11 protein-coding genes are annotated in these 16,685 nt (G+C 33.0%); 2 read left to right on the forward strand and 9 right to left on the reverse strand.

The annotated features are described in order from the left end of the window. Positions 1-97: 97 nt before the first annotated feature. The 4 genes from ACVBED_RS05495 to ACVBED_RS05510 all read right to left on the reverse strand — a co-directional run bounded on the left by ACVBED_RS05495 (position 98) and on the right by ACVBED_RS05510 (position 7,379). The gene (locus ACVBED_RS05495; protein WP_473094636.1) at positions 98-2,032 is read right to left on the reverse strand and encodes a M1 family metallopeptidase; all 1,935 of its coding nucleotides are present in this window, start codon (positions 2,030-2,032) and stop codon (positions 98-100) included. A gap of 79 nt (positions 2,033-2,111) precedes the next feature. Then, a complete protein-coding gene (gene dacB, locus ACVBED_RS05500; RefSeq protein WP_473094637.1) occupies positions 2,112-3,569 on the reverse strand; it encodes a D-alanyl-D-alanine carboxypeptidase/D-alanyl-D-alanine endopeptidase in 1,458 nt (485 codons plus the stop codon). 150 nt (positions 3,570-3,719) lie between these two features. After that, the gene (priA, locus tag ACVBED_RS05505; RefSeq protein ID WP_473094697.1) at positions 3,720-6,167 is read right to left on the reverse strand and encodes a replication restart helicase PriA; all 2,448 of its coding nucleotides are present in this window, start codon (positions 6,165-6,167) and stop codon (positions 3,720-3,722) included. A 39-nt stretch (positions 6,168-6,206) separates the two neighbouring features. Next, positions 6,207-7,379, reverse strand: coding sequence for a proline dehydrogenase family protein (locus ACVBED_RS05510; protein WP_473094638.1), 1,173 nt, complete (start codon positions 7,377-7,379; stop codon positions 6,207-6,209). Between the two features lie 111 nt (positions 7,380-7,490). Between ACVBED_RS05510 and aroB the strand changes: the two genes are divergently transcribed. Both aroB and ACVBED_RS05520 read left to right on the forward strand, forming a co-directional pair. Beyond that, positions 7,491-8,534 (forward strand): 3-dehydroquinate synthase, encoded by a 1,044-nt coding sequence (aroB, locus tag ACVBED_RS05515; protein ID WP_447119198.1) that lies wholly within the window; start codon positions 7,491-7,493, stop codon positions 8,532-8,534. Positions 8,535-8,770: 236 nt separating this feature from the next. Next, positions 8,771-9,406, forward strand: a complete 636-nt coding sequence (locus ACVBED_RS05520; RefSeq protein WP_473094639.1) for a porin family protein — start codon at positions 8,771-8,773, stop codon at positions 9,404-9,406. 472 nt (positions 9,407-9,878) lie between these two features. Here the strand turns inward: ACVBED_RS05520 and ACVBED_RS05525 are convergent, their stop codons facing one another. The 5 genes from ACVBED_RS05525 to ACVBED_RS05545 all read right to left on the reverse strand — a co-directional run bounded on the left by ACVBED_RS05525 (position 9,879) and on the right by ACVBED_RS05545 (position 16,299). Then, positions 9,879-13,058 carry an efflux RND transporter permease subunit gene (locus ACVBED_RS05525; RefSeq protein WP_473094640.1) on the reverse strand — a complete coding sequence of 1,060 codons (3,180 nt, stop codon included), beginning with the start codon at positions 13,056-13,058 and terminating at the stop codon, positions 9,879-9,881. A gap of 143 nt (positions 13,059-13,201) precedes the next feature. Beyond that, the gene (locus tag ACVBED_RS05530) at positions 13,202-14,278 is read right to left on the reverse strand and encodes an efflux RND transporter periplasmic adaptor subunit (protein ID WP_473094641.1); all 1,077 of its coding nucleotides are present in this window, start codon (positions 14,276-14,278) and stop codon (positions 13,202-13,204) included. Positions 14,279-14,305: 27 nt separating this feature from the next. Then, positions 14,306-15,652: a TolC family protein gene (locus tag ACVBED_RS05535; protein ID WP_473094642.1), complete on the reverse strand. Its 1,347-nt coding sequence runs from the start codon at positions 15,650-15,652 to the stop codon at positions 14,306-14,308. A gap of 122 nt (positions 15,653-15,774) precedes the next feature. Continuing rightward, positions 15,775-15,966, reverse strand: a complete 192-nt coding sequence (locus ACVBED_RS05540; RefSeq protein ID WP_473094643.1) for a hypothetical protein — start codon at positions 15,964-15,966, stop codon at positions 15,775-15,777. A gap of 159 nt (positions 15,967-16,125) precedes the next feature. Next, on the reverse strand, positions 16,126-16,299 hold the full coding sequence (locus ACVBED_RS05545) for a TetR/AcrR family transcriptional regulator (RefSeq protein ID WP_473094698.1): 174 nt from the start codon (positions 16,297-16,299) through the stop codon (positions 16,126-16,128). Positions 16,300-16,685 lie beyond the last annotated feature (386 nt).

Consider the following 16,685-nt stretch of genomic DNA (forward strand, 5'->3'; position numbering starts at 1 on the left):
AAGTTACTTTCTTACTATTTTGAAACGTTGATAAAATGATGATAGAAATTTAAAGGATAAACTTTGACAAAGTGGAACATCAAACTTTCATTAAAAATTATTCTTTTATAAATTTGAAAGTTTGCCCTGAAATTTTTAAAATGTAAATCCCTTTAGATAAATCTGAAACATTTAAATTTGAACTTGGCGAATAACTTCCTGATTTTATTTTTCTGCCATCAACGGAATAAATTTCAAAATTATCAGGTGTTTTTAGACCAGAAATTTTTAGATTTTCTTTAACAGGATTTGGATAAATCTGAACTTTTGAAACAAGCGATATATCGTAATTCGATAAATTCGGATTTAAAGTAACCGTTGAATTTTTTTCAATCATTTGCAGATCATAATTGAATTCTACTTTTGCAACAGTAAAATTTAAAGCTTCTGTAAAATATTGGTTATTTGAGTCATTATCTAAAGCAAAATAAACAGTTTCTCCCAAAGTTCCAGTCACTTTTATTGGAAGTGGCATTTTAAAATAAGGAACCGAAGCATTGCTTTGTGTTTGCAAAATTTTAAAATTCAAATTTTTATTTACAGGTGATTGATTATATTGAATATCATATGTTGGATAGCCTTGTCCGTAAATCCATTCATTAAAAAATTCGGTAAAATCTTTGCCCGTTGATTGTAATAAAGAGTTTTTAAAATCAATCGTTTTCGCGTAATTATACGCTAAATTTGGTCTCGAATTATAATCTCTTAGAGCCTGATAAAATTGATTATCTCCTAAGATCCATTTCAACATTCTGAGAACATAACCGCCTTTTGCATATGATAATCGGCTATCAAAGATTACATTTATGTAGCCTAAATTAGCGTCAGAAACATAAACACTTCCGCTGGTGATAAAAGTGATAAAATCTTTTTGACCTTGCAAATAATTCTGAAATTCTACAGGCGTATTTAATAATTTTTCGCGCGCAACGTGCTCACCAAAAGTAGCGAAACCTTCGTTGATCCAAATGTCATTCCATGAACCGCAAGTCACTTTATCACCAAACCATTGGTGCGTCAACTCGTGCGCAATTAGCGTTTTACCCCAAGTTCCGCCACCAATGGAAGTCATTGTGGCGTGCTCCATTCCGCCGCCCCAACCAAATTCCATGTGTCCATATTTTTCATTTCTATATGGATAAGCGCCGAAATATTGCTCATAAACATCCATTATCTGTTTGGTCCAATTAATATTAGCCATTAAAGTTGCGTTCGCTGCCGTCGATGGATAAACATAATTAACAAAAGGAAACGAAGGCGATCCCATTGTATCATTAAATTTTGTATAGTTAGTTACGCCAAGTGCAATTAAATAAGCTGAAATTGGATATTTAGTTTGCCAAAAAGTCGTTTTATTTCCGCCAGAAATAGTTTCGGAAATTAAAGTTCCATTTGACGCCACATTATATTGTGCAGGAGCCGTCACAATCATTTGCACTTTCTCAATTTTATCATTCATGCTTTGTTTCGTGGGAAACCATTCTTGCGCGCCGTAAGGCTCGGAAAGTGTATACAAGACAGGAACGCCAGACTGTGTAGAAGTTGTAAAAGCCTCTGTTGATAAATCTGGAACGCCAGAATAAGTAATTGAAAGAGAATCTAAAACGCTTGCCGGAAGCGCAGATGCAAAATCAATTTTTAATTCTTTTGTGGGGAGTTGGCTGAAAGTAAGATTATTTCCGTGAAACTTAACTTCAGAAACCGTTAAAGTATTTGCTAAGTCAAAATAAATAGAAGACAAATTTTGATTGGGAATAAATTGTGAAGTTACCGTTCCTGAGACTTTCTGAACGGCGGGATCAACCTGTAATTCTAATTTTTGTGATTTTAGATCATAGTTTAAAGTATTGGGATTAATGTTGAAAGACAGCATTTTAGAAAAATTAGATCTCTCTGAATCTAACATAGATTTTCTTTCAGATTCATCACTTTTAGATTGCGCTTTCACTTGAAATCCGAAAACTAAAACGATAATTATATATATATTTTTCACCTGTTAAAATTAAAGTTTAAAGATAAAAAAACCTTCTGATTATTCAATCAAAAGGTTTAGTGATAATATTTTAAGTTATTTACAAATCTAAAGTTGGAGTAAGAAGCTGCTCCATTTTCTGCTTCACTTGCGCTACCGAACCCGCATAGTTATTAACTAAAAGGGAAAAAGTCAACGTTCTGCCGCTTTTAGTTTTTATAAACCCAGCCAATGCTTTTACTTTATTTAATGTTCCTGTTTTTGCAAAGATCTGTCCGTTGGCATCACTGTTTAAAAACATATGTCGCAAGGTTCCAGATTGACCCGCTATAGGTAAAGAATCAAAATAATCTTTAAAATAATCTTCTTTCATACGGCTCGCCAAAAATTTTGCCTGTGCAATTGGCATCACTGTATTACTGTGAGATAAGCCACTTCCGTCAATATAATTAAACCCATTTAAATCAAATCCAATTGCTTTTAAATGATCAATTACAGCTTCTTTTCCAGCGGTGACGGTTTGATCACCATATTTTTGGAAACCTACCATTCTCATTATTGCTTCCGCCAAACCATTATCACTATGTTGATTGGTATAATGAATTATTTCTTCTAAAGTCGGAGATTCATAAGTATAAAGAACTTTTCTATTTTCTGATTTAGCCTGCGTTTTTATATTTATAACTGCGCCAGAAACCTGAACTCTATTTTTAATTAATGTAGTTTTTAAAAGCGTCGCTAAATAGGAAGGTGCTTCAGGCAAAGCAGTTTTTAAATAATTTTTGCCGTCAAAAATATTTGCAAAAACCATTTTGTGTGCGTACGGCGACACATAAAAATATCTTTCAGTAGTGGAAAAAGGACTTTTTGCAGGAACGATTAACTTTTCATCTGCTGGATTAATGTCTGCAGTTGTTCCAACAGGTAAATAATAATTACCATCTTCCACCCAAACAATATTTTCCGGTAAAACAGGGCTTTTATTTTCTTTAAAGATCGCTGTTTGAATGATAATATCACCTTTTATTTTCTTAATACCTACACCTGCAATTGCACGAACGTAATCTGAAACAATGTCTGTGAAAGATGCTGCTCCCGCTTTTCTAGTTCCTAATGAGGGGTCACCACTCCCAATAATATAAAGATTTCCCGTGAATGTTCCATCTGCATCAATATTCCCTTTATATTCAAGTTGTGTTTTCCATTTGAATTTTTCACCAATCAATTCAAAAGCGGTATCAGTCGTCAATAATTTCGTGGTAGAAGCTGGGACTAAAGCGGAAGTTTCATTATAAGAAGTGACTATTTTCTGCGTGACAGGATCGTAAACTACAAAACCCCAATTGGCATTTCTTAGCACAGGATCAGATATCATTTTCGTGATTTCACTATCTACTTCTTCCTTGGCTGAAAAAGCTTTTGCTACATTAATATCTTTAGCATCTGAAGAATTATCATAAGATTGAGAATACTTATTAGAAGCAAAAGTTCCTTGTGAGAAAGCAAAAACAGATAAAGAAAAAGCAGAAATTAGTAGAGATTTTTTTAATCTAAACATATAATTTTTTATTTTTAAACCTTTGTAAAAAGGAATTAAAGTATCTTAAGTAGTTAGAATCTAATTTTAGAAACGAGTAAAATTAAATAATATTGCTGGAGTAAGCATCTCCTAAACTTATAAATTCAAGGTAATAAGTGTTAAATTCTGTTAAAAATCCACAAAAATTGCTTTTTTAATGGAATGATAGCCAGTGATTTCATCAAATTCTTCAACAGATTTCAAAACCAGAGATTTGAATTTCTCATAATTTTTGCCTTTAGGAAGTTTCAATAAAATTTGATATTGGTAAAGATTTTTGATTTTTGAAATTGGTGATTTTTCCGGACCAAGAACACATTCTGGTGGCAAATATTTTCGCAGAACTGAACCTAAAAATTGTGATGCACGATCCGTTTTATCTTCTCGTCTGTGTTTCAATTCTATCATCAATAATTTCACAAAAGGCGGATAAAGAAATTTTTTTCTTTCCTCTAAAAAATATTTATAATTTTCCGTTGTGCTGTTTTCCTGAATTAATTTAAAAACCGGATGCGCCGGATTATAAGTTTGTATTAAAATTTTTCCTTGGCCGGAAACTCTTCCAGCTCTGCCTGAAACCTGAGTAATTAATTGATAGGCACGTTCTTCAGCTCGGAAATCCTGAACGTAAAGTAGAGCATCTGCTTTTGGAATCGCGACCAATTCAATATTGTCAAAATCTAAACCTTTAGAGATCATTTGCGTCCCAAGAATTATTTCTGCGTCGCCCGAATCAATTTTTTCGTAGAGTTTTTCGTAAGCAAATTTCTTGCGCATAGAATCCACATCCATCCTATCCACTTCATTTTCTGGAAATAATTTTTTCAGTTCTTCCTCAATTTGTTCAATTCCGACGCCACGCTCATTGATGTTTTCCGAATTGCATTTCGGACAAACGATTGGTTTTGTGGCTTTTTGCCCGCAATAATGGCATTTCATTTCCTTAGAATATTTATGATACGTCATCACCACATCACAATTGCTGCAATAATGAACATAGCCGCAAGTCTCACATTCTACCACATGTGCATAACCACGACGGTTGTGAAGGATAATATTTTGTTTTTTTTCTTTTAAATTTTCTGAAATTTCTTCAATTAGTTTAAAAGAAAAATGACCTTTTGTTTGTTGAAGTTTTTGGGCTTCTTCAAAATTTATCAATTCAACCTTTGGTAAAGCGACATTTCCAAACCGTTCAGCTAAAAAAACATAAGCCAGTTTTTCTTTTTTTGCAGCATAATAACTTTCCACCGAGGGCGTTGCAGAACCAAGAATTACATTTGCACTATAAAATTTAGCTAAAATTTGCGCGGCATCTTTTGCATTAAAATAAGGGGAAACTTCGCGCGGTCTGTACGCAAAATCATGTTCTTCATCAACGATAATTAAACCTAAATTTTGGAAAGGTAAAAAAAGTGCATTTCGCGTTCCGATCAATACTTTAATCTCATTATTGCGAATTTTTCGCCATACTTCTACCCTTTCAAAATCCGTTAATTTGGTATAATAAAAACCTAAACTTTTACCATATTTTTTTTCTAATCTTTGGATAATCTGTTTGGTCAAAGAAATTTCCGGTAAGAGAAAAAGTACATTTTTTCCAGTCTGAATACAATCTTCAATTTTATCTAAATACAAATGTGTTTTACCTGACCCAGTTACGCCATGAAGCAAAACATTTTTATCATTTTCAAAAGCAACATCAATCTCAGATTTTGCAATTTTTTGCAGATCCGTCAATTCCTCTAATTCTTCAGTTTTGCCTTCGTAAGATTTCAATCTGTCTTTTTGAAGTAAATATTCTTCAATTATTCCTTTATCTGTTAGGGCTTTTAATTGCGAATATCCAAAATTTCCGTTCTCAAAAACAAATGATTTTTTTACCGGAAGTTTTTCATTTTCCTGTTGTTTGTCTAAAATTAAAAGAAAAAGATCGCGCTGTTTTGGTGCCTTATTTAAACTTTGTAAAACCGCAGGCAACGAATTATCCTTTAAAACATCGTCTTTAATTTTTAAATAAGAAACCTCTTTTGCTCTGTAAGTTTCAGAAATTTTCTCATCAACTTCAATATATTGTAGATCAATGAGCGAATTGATGGTTTTTACAATTAGTTTCTTAGGAATAAAGGCTTCTATTTCAGCTAAATTTATTATCTGACGAACTTCTAAAGATTGAATCAGATAAATTTCATTCACATCAAGATCTTCAAAATTAATTTCTGCATTAGGTTTTAATTTTAAATAAGTTTCACTTTCTAGCTTTAACGAAGAAGGAAAGGCAAAGCGGTAAATTTCACCAATATTTGAGAGATAATAATCGGAAAGCCACTGCCAAAATTCTAATTGCTCTTTCGGTAGAATCGATTTTTCATCGAGAAGATTAATAATTTCTTTGGCAATAAAATTTTCTGGTTCATTATCGTGAAGCTCAAAAACAATTCCGGTGTAGATTTTTTTTCCACCAAAAGGCACTAAAACGCGCATTCCCAAATGTATCTCATCCACAAAATTTTCCGGAATTTTATAAGTAAAAGTTCCTTTTAAATTTAAGGGCAATATGATTTGGGCGAAATAGATTTTGTTTGTTGGCTTTTTTTTGTTTCTCGAATCTTGATCCTATTTAGAATTTCTTCGACGTTTTAATTCTTTAGAAATCAAGCCTAATTCACGACCAGTTTGTCCGGCAACGGAAGTATTTTCCTGCGCTCGTCTCGTTAAATAAGGAACTACATCTTTCACTGGACCGTAAGGCAAATATTTTGAAACGTTATAATTTTTCTCACCTAAAACATAAGTAATATTATCACTCATGCCATACAACTGACCGAAATATAAATGCGGATTATTATTTTCTAAATCTTTCTCTTTCATTTTATCCATCACCAATTCTGTTGATTTCTCGTTGTGGGTGCCGAAAAAAGCAGAAACTCTGTCTAAATGATTTAGCACAAAACCTATGGCGGCATTGTAATTAATATCCGTGGCTTCTTTGCTCGGCTGGATTGGATCTTCATAATTATTTTCTGCAGCGTGCGCTCTTTCCTTTTCCATATAAGCACCGCGAACAAATTTATATCCCAAATAGAAATTATTTTCTTCAGCTCTTTTAAGATCTTTTTCTAAATATTCCAATCTTTTTGTGCGGTACATTTGAATCGTATTCCAGATAATTGCTTTTTGCTGATTATACTTTTTCATCATCTCAAAAAGAAGTTCATCTGCCGCATGCTGCATCCAGGTTTCTTCCGCATCTGCCATTAGCAGAACATTTTTCTCAAAAGCCATTTTGCAAACCGTATCAAAACGATGAATTACTTTTTGCCATTCATCCTTTTCACTGCTCGTTAACTCTTTTCCGCTGCCTATTTCCGCATAAAGATCAATTCTACCAAAAGCGGTTGGTTTAAAAACTACAAATGGAATAGCAGGATTTCCTTCGGCAAATTTTATATTCTCTTTAATTTCTGCAAACGCTGTTTCAAACGCTGATTCTTCTTCTTTACCTTCGATAGAATAGTCAAAAATACTTCCAACTCCATGTTTAAACATTTTGTTGACAACCTTCGTGCTTTCTTCACGAGTTTCACCGCCGCAAAACTGTGCGAATAAAGTATATTTTACGACATCACCAGCAAATGGGACATTATTGTGGACAGAAAAATTTAAAATTGATGTTCCAATTTTTGTTAAGGCTGGTTGCTCAATTAACTTAAACATCCAATATGCTTTTTTTAATTCAGCATCAGATTTATCGGCAAAAGCAATTTTTGTATCGTTAAAAACAGACATAAAGAAGAATTTTTTATGTCTCAAATTTACTACTATTATTACTTTTCTAAATAATCTTTTCAGAAAAATAAAGACTTTCTTTAATATGCTTAAATTTGCAAAAAACTATTTATGATTTCTTTTCTAGATGATGATTTTTCAAGTTTAAATCTTTACTTATCTGATCTCAATCCGAGTCAACTTTTAATTTTAGTAGATGAAAATACCCACGAATTTTGCCTTCCGAGACTTCTAGCCAATTTAGAAACGGAAATTCCCTTTGAAATTATTGAAATTGAAGCTGGGGAAGATTTAAAAACTATTGAAACTGCAATACATTTATGGGAAATTCTCGCAGAATTTAAAACAGATAGAAATGCCCTAATGTTAAATTTGGGTGGCGGCGTTATCACAGACTTGGGAGGTTTTGTATCTTCTACTTTTAAAAGAGGAATAAAATTTATCAATATTCCAACGACGCTTTTAGGTATGTGCGATGCTTCAATTGGTGGAAAAACTGGAATTGATCATGCTTTCCTGAAAAATATTATTGGCACTTTTTCCCATCCTGAAGAAATCTTCGTTTATCCCGATTTTTTAAAAACCTTACCCTTTGAGCAATTAAGAAGCGGTTTGGCAGAAATGCTGAAACACGGTTTAATTGCGGATGAAAACCATTGGCAAGATCTGATTTCAGTCAAAGATATTTCTGCAGAAAATGTAGCAGCGTACATAAAAAAGTCGATGAAAATAAAAGAGCAGGTAGTAGAAGAAGATTTTAAAGAACAAAATATTCGGAAGACGTTAAATTTCGGACATACTTTCGGGCATGCTTTTGAGAGTTTATTTTTACAAAATGAAAAAGCAATTCCTCACGGCGAAGCAGTTGTAATGGGAATGATCTGCGAAACTTATCTTTCTTATTTGGGAAATTTTATATCAGAAAATGTTTTAAATAAAATCGTTACTGCGCTGCAATTCTATTTTCCTTATCAAAATATCAGTAAATTTTCTGATATGCAAATTTTTTCACTCATGCAGAATGACAAAAAAAATAATGCAGGTGAAATAAAATTCTCGCTATTAGAAGAACTAGGGAAAGGTAATTTTGACGTGATTATGTCTGAAAGTAATATCTTAAAATCACTACAATTCTATCGTAATCTTGATAAATAATTATTCCCATTTAATTTTAATAATTTAGAATATCTCTAAATACCATTATTTTTTTTATCTTAAAAAATTGATTTACAATCATTTATATTTTCGAATAAGTTAATTAAACGTTTGTTTTAATTTGTGGCTTATTTTACTAAATATTTATGGCAAAGTATTTGAAAGTAATCAGGAATCACGCCTCAAAATTAGAAAATGAGGTTAAATAAGATTAGAAAAATTAAAAATTCAAGATTATGAAAAAGTTAGTTTTAGCAGCAGCAGTTGCTGTAAGTTCGTTGACGTTTGCTCAACAATTCGGTATCAAAGGTGGAATGAATGTGTCGTCTTTATCAAAGGATTCATCACTAAGTGATCAAAGTTCTAAAATTGGTTTCAATGCAGGCGTTTTTGTGAATGCTCCCCTTGGATCGCAATTTAGCATTCAGCCGGAATTGATTTACACACAATATGGTTCCAAATCAAATTACAATCAAAATGTATTAACAACAAATGGTGTCGAAAGTCAGAGATTTTCTTCAGCTACACATTTAGATTATATTGCATTGCCAGTTATGTTTCAGTATAATGCAACACCAAATTTCTATCTAGAAGCAGGACCAGAATTTGGTTTAAATGTAAGCGCGAAAGATAAAGTGAAAAATGAAACTACTAATAATACAGTGGGAGAATCTAATAATTATAGCGATAATATCAATAAATTTAATTTAGGAATTGGTTTAGGCGCAGGATATTATTTTACACCGATGTTCGGTTTAACTGCAAGATATGTTGCAGGTGTAACCGACATTGCGAAAAATAGACCAAGTGGGTCAAGTTCTGTTAGAAACAATGTATTTCAAGTTGGATTGGCTTACAAATTCGGAAAATAATCTGAGTTAATTAATTCAACAAATTAAAATCATTATTAAGCCGGGCATTTTTTGCTCGGCTTTTTTCGTTTAAAAATTTTATTTTACAGTGTCAATAATATAAATAATTTTTAATCTTCGCTTGCGCGAGCGTCTCGCTCGTAAAAGAAAAAGCAAAATTTTTAAATTATTATTTCTTAAATTTTTCTAGAAATACTAATAGACTCATTTATTTTTACATTTGTTTGTGATTTAAAAAAATGCAAGAGCATGACGCTCGCACCAGCGAGTGGATTCTTTTAAAAGAAAAAAAATCCGTCTTTTTAGCCCCGATTGCAATGGAAATCCTTTTATTTTTTTTCAAAAAAAATAAAAGATTGTAACGAAAAGCGGGAACAATCTTCAAAATATAAAATAAACGTCTTGCTCATAAAAAGAAAAAAAGCCCAATGAAAGTAAATTCACAGGGCTTTTCAATAACAATTAAAAAAAACTATTGATGTTTCACAGAGAAACCGTCATCTTCTAATTCGTGTGGTGTGTATTCTGCGTGCATTTCTTGTTCGTAATCAACTTTTTTACCTTTAGTCGCTCTTCGGATCAAACCATCAAAAATGGAATAAACGACTGGAACAATAACTAAAGTTAAGAACAGAGAGGAAATTAAACCACCAATAATTACCCAGGCTAAACCACTATTCAGTTCCGCAGCTGCGCCACTCGCTAGAGCGATTGGAAACATCCCAAAAACCATCGCAATTGTAGTCATTAAAATTGGACGCAGTCTCGCGTGATTTGCCTGTATCAATGCGTTATAAGTAGATTCACCTTCTTCTTTCCGGTGGTTGGTAAAATCTACGATCATAATGGCATTTTTTGCGACCAGACCAATCAGCATGATCATCCCTAAAATAGTAAAAACATTAATTGAATTATTGGTTAAAGCCAAAGCAATCAAAACGCCTATTAAAGCCAGAGGAATGGAAAACAAAACCACAAACGGATACACAAAACTGTTGTAAAGTGCTACCATTACTAAGTAAACTAAAAGAATAGCAGCGCCTAAAGCAAGTCCCAAAGTGCCAAAACCTTCAGTTTGATTTTCTTTATCGCCAGACCAAATCCAGTTTACGCCGGCAGGTTTTTTTAATGTTTCAAATTTTACAGCCCATTCATCTGCCACAGTTCCTGCTGCTCTACCAATCGATTGTCCTTCGATTGTTACAGACGGTGATTTATCTCTTCTTTCTAAGAAACTTGGTCCGGAACCTTCCGTCACGGTCGCAAACTGCTCTAGACGAATTTGCTGACCTGTCTTATTAACAAATATTAAATTTTTAACATCATTAATTGTGGAACGCCCTTTTTGGTTGTACTGAATATTAATATCATATTCATTATCTCCCGCGCGGTACTTTCCATCTGTATTTCCGCTAAAGGCAGTTTGCATGGTTAATCCTACGGTTTGTAAATTTAGACCTAACAAGGACATTTTATCGCGATCAACCTGCACATTAATTTCCGGACTTCCGCCTTCGATGCTCAATTTTACTTCGGCTGCACCTGGAATTGTTCGCAATTGTGCTTCCGCTTGTTTGGCATATTCTAAAGCACTTTTTAGATCTGCACCAGTAATGACTAGAGCCAAAGGTGCACGTTCTGCGCCTAAAAGACCAATAGGCACGGTTTTTACTTTTGCACCAATCAAAACATTTTCTAATTGTCTTTTTAATTTTGCTGCCGCGATAAATGAATTATCTGAACGCTCAGATTTATCGACCAAAATCACATCTATTTCAGATTTATAAGAAGTGGCTTGCGCACCGCCAAAACCATCACTGGTTTGTCCAACTGTTGTAATTACCCGTCTTACCTCTCTTTGAGAAGTTAAATATTTTTCCGCTTTTTGAGTCATAAAATTAGATTGCTCAATAGACGCATCTTTTGGCAATTCTATTTGAACTAAAAATTCGCCTTTATCAATTTTTGCAAAAAATTCGCCACCAATAAAGCCGCCGCCGAATAAGCCGAAAATTGAACCAAAAAATAAAACAACCACCAATAACATTGCTGTTATTTTATTTTTCCTGCTTTTTAAACACCATTTCAATAAACCTGAAACCCAATTCGTGAAAGCATCCAATCTCTTTTCAAAGGCTAAAATAAAACGCTGAAAAACATTTTTTCCAGTTAAGACTTCTAACTTTCCAAATCTGGAAGACAACCACGGAACAATTGTAAATGATGATAAAAGTGACAATAAAGTGGCGATAACAACCGTGACACAAAACTGTGAAATAATATTAGAAACTAAACCTGTGCTTAAAGCAATTGGTAAAAACACCACCACAATTACAAGCGTAATCGCCATTACCGTAAATCCAATTTCAGAAGTTCCATCATACGCTGCGCGGACTTTATTTTTACCCATTTCCATATGCCGGTAAATATTTTCTAAAACTACAATTGCATCATCTACCAAAATACCTACAACCAGGGAAAGTCCCAATAAACTCATTAAATTTAAAGTATATCCCAAAAGATAAATCCCAATAAATGTGGCAATTAAAGATGCTGGAATGGAAACCATTACAATAAATGCATTCCGAATACTGTGTAAAAATAACAACATCACGAATGCTACTAAAGCAACTGCAATTAATAAATCGTGCGTCACATTATCTGCAGCAGTCAATGTAAACTGCGTTGAATCATTTACAATATCAATTTTTACATTTTCCTTCTTATAGTCTGCTTCAATTTTTTTAATTGCGGCGCGGGTCAATTCACTCACCGCAACTGCATTGGCATCGGTTTGCTTAACGACTTGCAAAATGATCGCTGCTTTTTGGTCGACTCTTGCAATTTTTTCTACCTCTTTTTGTCCATCTTCTACAAATGCAATATCGTCCAAACGAACTTGAGCGCCATCTTTTGTCTGCAAAACCAAATTATTTAATTCCTCAATATTCCTGTACTTCCCAGAAAGTCTGATTATCGTAGAATTATCTCTGGTTTTTACATTTCCAGTTGGAAAATCGAGATTTGAACTTAAAATCGCTTGCTGAACTTCTGGTATAGATAATCCGTAACCTTCTATTTTTGCAGGATCCAGATTAACTTTAATTTCGCGTTCCTGTCCACCAATTAATTTTACCTGCGCGACACCTTTTATTCGAGATAAAACGGGCTCAATTTTTTTGTCTAAAAGATTATAAAAATCTTTTTGGTTGAGTGTAGAAGTTGCACCAGCCGTAATAATTGGCAAATCGCTTAAGGAGAATTTTAATAAAGAAGGTGGTTTTGCATCTTTTGGTAAATCTGCAGCAATCGCATTTATTTTCCGTTGTGCATCATTAATGGCATAATTTGTATCTGCACCTGCGTTAAGCGTCACCGTAACAAGAGAAAGACTTTCAAAGGATTTCGACTCTACTTTTTTTACGTTTTCCAAAGAAGAAATAGCATCTTCAATTTTTTTTGTCACTGAATTTTCAACTTCACTTGGCGAAGCACCCGGGTAAACCGTAGAAATAGTTACCGTGTTTATATCAAATTTTGGGATCAATTCATACCCTAAACTCTTATAACTGAAGATTCCACCAATTGTCAGAATTGTGAAAAGCACAATAATTAAAGTTGGCCTTTTTATGGATAGTTCTGCTAATTTCATATGTATATGATAATTTTTTTGAGATCAAATGTTATCGTCTTTTGATCAGTATTTATGTACCAATTTTGCTACGGCGATTTCAAATCTATTTAAATATTGGAATTGTTTCCAGAATTAAATAAATTCTAGATTTTAAACTTATTTTAGTTGACAATTTTAATTTTAGCGCCGTTCACAAGATTAATTTGTCCTGTTGTCACTACTTTTTGGTCTGGTTTTAAACCTTCTATAATTTCAATTTGGTTACCAAAGATTCTTCCAGTTGTTACTTTAGTTAAGGTAACTGAGTTATCTCTATTAATCACAAAAACCTGTCCGCTACTCACACCATCAACAAACGCCTCTTTTGGTGCAACTAACATCGCATGAGAAACACCTTTATCTTTAGAAGAAAAAATAGCAGTTCCGTACATTCCCGCGCGCAGTTTATTTTGGGAATTGTTAGCAATCTGAATTTCCACCGGAAAACTTAAGGATGCATCTGCCAAAGGCGCAATAAAGGAAATTTTTCCTTGAAAAGTTTCTTCCGGAAAAACACTGGCTTTTACATCAATAGTTTCACCTAATTTTAAATTGGCAACTTGCGATTCATTAACAGTCACTTTTAATTTTAAACTTGACACATTTACGATATCAAACATTTTGGTTCCTGGGGAAACAACGCTTCCTGGTTCAATAAAACGTTTATTAACCACGCCGTTTATCGTTGCTTTTACATTGGTGTCGCCAACTCGGATGTTAGATTGTTCCAATTGGGCTTTTGAATTTTTTAGTTGAAGACGAGAATTGTCCACTTGTTGTTTCGTAACACCGCCAGTTTTAAAGGCATTTTCATAACGTTGATTATCAACAATCGCATTCTGATAAGTCGCTCGTGCGGTAGAATTATCCACTTCCAATTGGTCTTTTTTAATGGTTGCCAAAATTTGCCCAATTCGCACATTACTTCCTTCATCTACCAAAACACGTACTATTCTGCCGCTAATTTCAGAGGGGAAAGTCAACTCTTGGAAAGGTGCAAAAGTTCCGTTTGAAGAATAATCTGTCCCTATATTTTCAAATTTTACGAGAGCCGCATTTACTACAATATCAGTGTTTTTTTCTGCAACAATCGCAGTTTGCTCTTTATTTTTATCCTTGTTTTTCTTTAAAGTATAAGCGCCAGCAATGATGAGTAGAATCGCGATAACGCTGTAAATAATTGGTCTTGCTTTTTTCATTTTTAAAAATATTTCTATTTAATTTTTTTATTTAATATAATGTTTCAAATCACCTTGGGATTTATAATACTGTATTTCCGCTATTTTATAATCTAAAATAGCATTCGTGTAATTATTTTTTGCCTGTACCAAGGCGTTTTCTGCATCCAATAAATCAGTCAATGTCGCCAATCCGTATTGATAATTACTTTTAGAATTACTTAAAACTGATTCAGCTAAAGTCACATTCGCTTTTTGATTGTCAATTGCTGATAAACTATTATTAATCTGAGATTTTGCATTTTGATAATCGAGATCTAAAGCCAATTTTCTATCAGCGATATCGGCGTCATTTTTTTCAATGTCAATTTGTGCTTGCCCTACTTTTGCTTTTGTTGCAAAGCCATTAAAAATCGGAATTTTTACACCTAAACTTATCGTAGAATAATCTGACCAATTCACGCCATTTGACTTTCCGTTAGTTAGCGGAAATTTATTTCCCTGTCCTTGCCAGTTATAACCCGCGTTTATAGATGCCGTCGGATAATATTCTGCTTCATCAGCTTTCTTTTGAAATTCTAATAATTCTTTCGTTTTATTTAAAATTTTGATTTCAGTCCTGTTATCTATAGAAACAGTGTCATCCAAAAGATGTGGCGTCACATCCATATCAGCAGGAACCACAGAAATAGGAGTATTAATCGCCATTCCCATATAGAATTTTAAAGCATTTTCGGCCTGATTAACTGCATTCTTACTTTGACTAATTACCGTACTTATATTCGTTAAATTGACATTCGTACGATCTAAATCAATTTTTTTAGCTAATCCAGTATCAAATAAACTTTTAATTATATTTCTAGCTTTTTCAGTGCTTTGATAACTACTTTCTAATGTTGCAAGTTTTTCCTTCACAGTAAAAACCTGAAAATAAGCATTCGAAACACGCTCAATAATTTGTTCATCTGTCAAAGCCGCATTAAGTTGGTAAAATTCTTTGGTTGATTTTGCCGCTTTTAATCCTACGAAAACCTGTTGATTAAACAAAGCTTGTGTTAAATTTGCACCTCCAACTGCAATCCATTTCTGTCCAAAAGGTACCAAAATAGTGGTTCCTGGTGCACCAAAAATTTCTCCGGGCAGAGCACTTTTCTGCAAAATAGGATTATAAGTTAAATTTGCTTGCCCTGTAATTGTTGGAAGTGCGCCTGCTTTAGCTGCCATGATTTGATAATCTGAATTCTTAACACTTAATGCTGCTTTTTTTGCATCTGATTTATTTTGCAGGGCAAATTCTATCGCCTCTTTTAATGTAATGCTTTGCTGTGCAGCAACTTTTGAAAAAGTTGAGGCTAAAATTACTGCGCAAATCATTATTTTCATCCATCTGGTCATTCTCTATCGTTTTAATTTTCTTTTATAATTTAATTTTCATTCCCCGACTCTCGTTGGGTATTAATTTTCTCTAAAATTTTTCTACCTTTTTCGGTGGTGATTGAATAAAGAGTATCAAGTCATCACCTGTCAAACACAGATATTGGACTTCTTTGACATTGCTCATTTTCAAATAAAACTGAATTCTCAAAAGACAACATAATTTGTAAGAAAAAGCGGATGTACAAACTCTCGTTAAAATTTTCTCTGTAAAGTCCTTCTGTTCGGCCTTTCACAATATTTTTAAATAAAATATCTGAAATTTTCTCATTCATATTAAGAATGTGCTGATCGAATAGTGCGGGATAATATTTTAATAATTGACGCACAAAAACACTCTGATTGGTACTGGAAAATTTCTCAAAGTCTTTCTCTCGAATTAGAATTTTTCAATATAAATTCGATGTTTTCCTGCAGCAATATTTTTCATCGTCTCATACATCTTCTTCCAATTTGAAATCTAATATTGCTGTTAAAAGCGTTTCCTTATTCACATATTCTTCGTACAATGTTCTTTTTGAAATCGAAACATGCTTCGCCACATCATCCATTGTAACAGCTTTTGCACCATTTTCAAAAAATAAATTTGAAACTTTTTCTAAAAAAATTGTTTTTTCACTATAATGTAGATTGAAATTTGCACAGTTAAAAAGACTCTAAAAACAAAAATAGTTTTCAGGTTTTTATAAACATAATAAAATTCATATTTTCAAAAATTTAGTAAGGTTTTTGAAGTTTAAAAATACTGTTTAGCTTCGGTTAATAATTTACTTGTATGCAATTTTTCACGCTTCACTTTAACCAAAATATAAAAGAAAAACTTTTCAAAGTTCTTAGTTCATTTTTTAAAAAAGAGTTCGAAATTGTAGCAAAAATTAAGAGATTTCAAGATGTAAAATCTGAAATGCAGAAGGATTCTGAACAATTACGTAACTTGAAACACTAAACTTATGTCTCGGGAAAAATCCGAAAATGAACTTAATGAATTATTAAA

The organism is Halpernia sp. GG3, from assembly GCF_052976925.2.

Coding starts and splice junctions, on each gene's coding strand:
- dacB (WP_473094637.1), bottom strand. CDS start 3,569: ATGTTTAGATTAAAAAAATCTCTACTAATTTCTGCTTTTTCTTTATCT.
- ACVBED_RS05540 (WP_473094643.1), bottom strand. CDS start 15,966: ATGAATGAGAAAATTTCAGATATTTTATTTAAAAATATTGTGAAAGGC.
- ACVBED_RS05520 (WP_473094639.1), top strand. CDS start 8,771: ATGAAAAAGTTAGTTTTAGCAGCAGCAGTTGCTGTAAGTTCGTTGACG.
- ACVBED_RS05530 (WP_473094641.1), bottom strand. CDS start 14,278: ATGAAAAAAGCAAGACCAATTATTTACAGCGTTATCGCGATTCTACTC.
- ACVBED_RS05525 (WP_473094640.1), bottom strand. CDS start 13,058: ATGAAATTAGCAGAACTATCCATAAAAAGGCCAACTTTAATTATTGTG.
- ACVBED_RS05510 (WP_473094638.1), bottom strand. CDS start 7,379: ATGTCTGTTTTTAACGATACAAAAATTGCTTTTGCCGATAAATCTGAT.
- ACVBED_RS05535 (WP_473094642.1), bottom strand. CDS start 15,652: ATGACCAGATGGATGAAAATAATGATTTGCGCAGTAATTTTAGCCTCA.
- aroB (WP_447119198.1), top strand. CDS start 7,491: ATGATTTCTTTTCTAGATGATGATTTTTCAAGTTTAAATCTTTACTTA.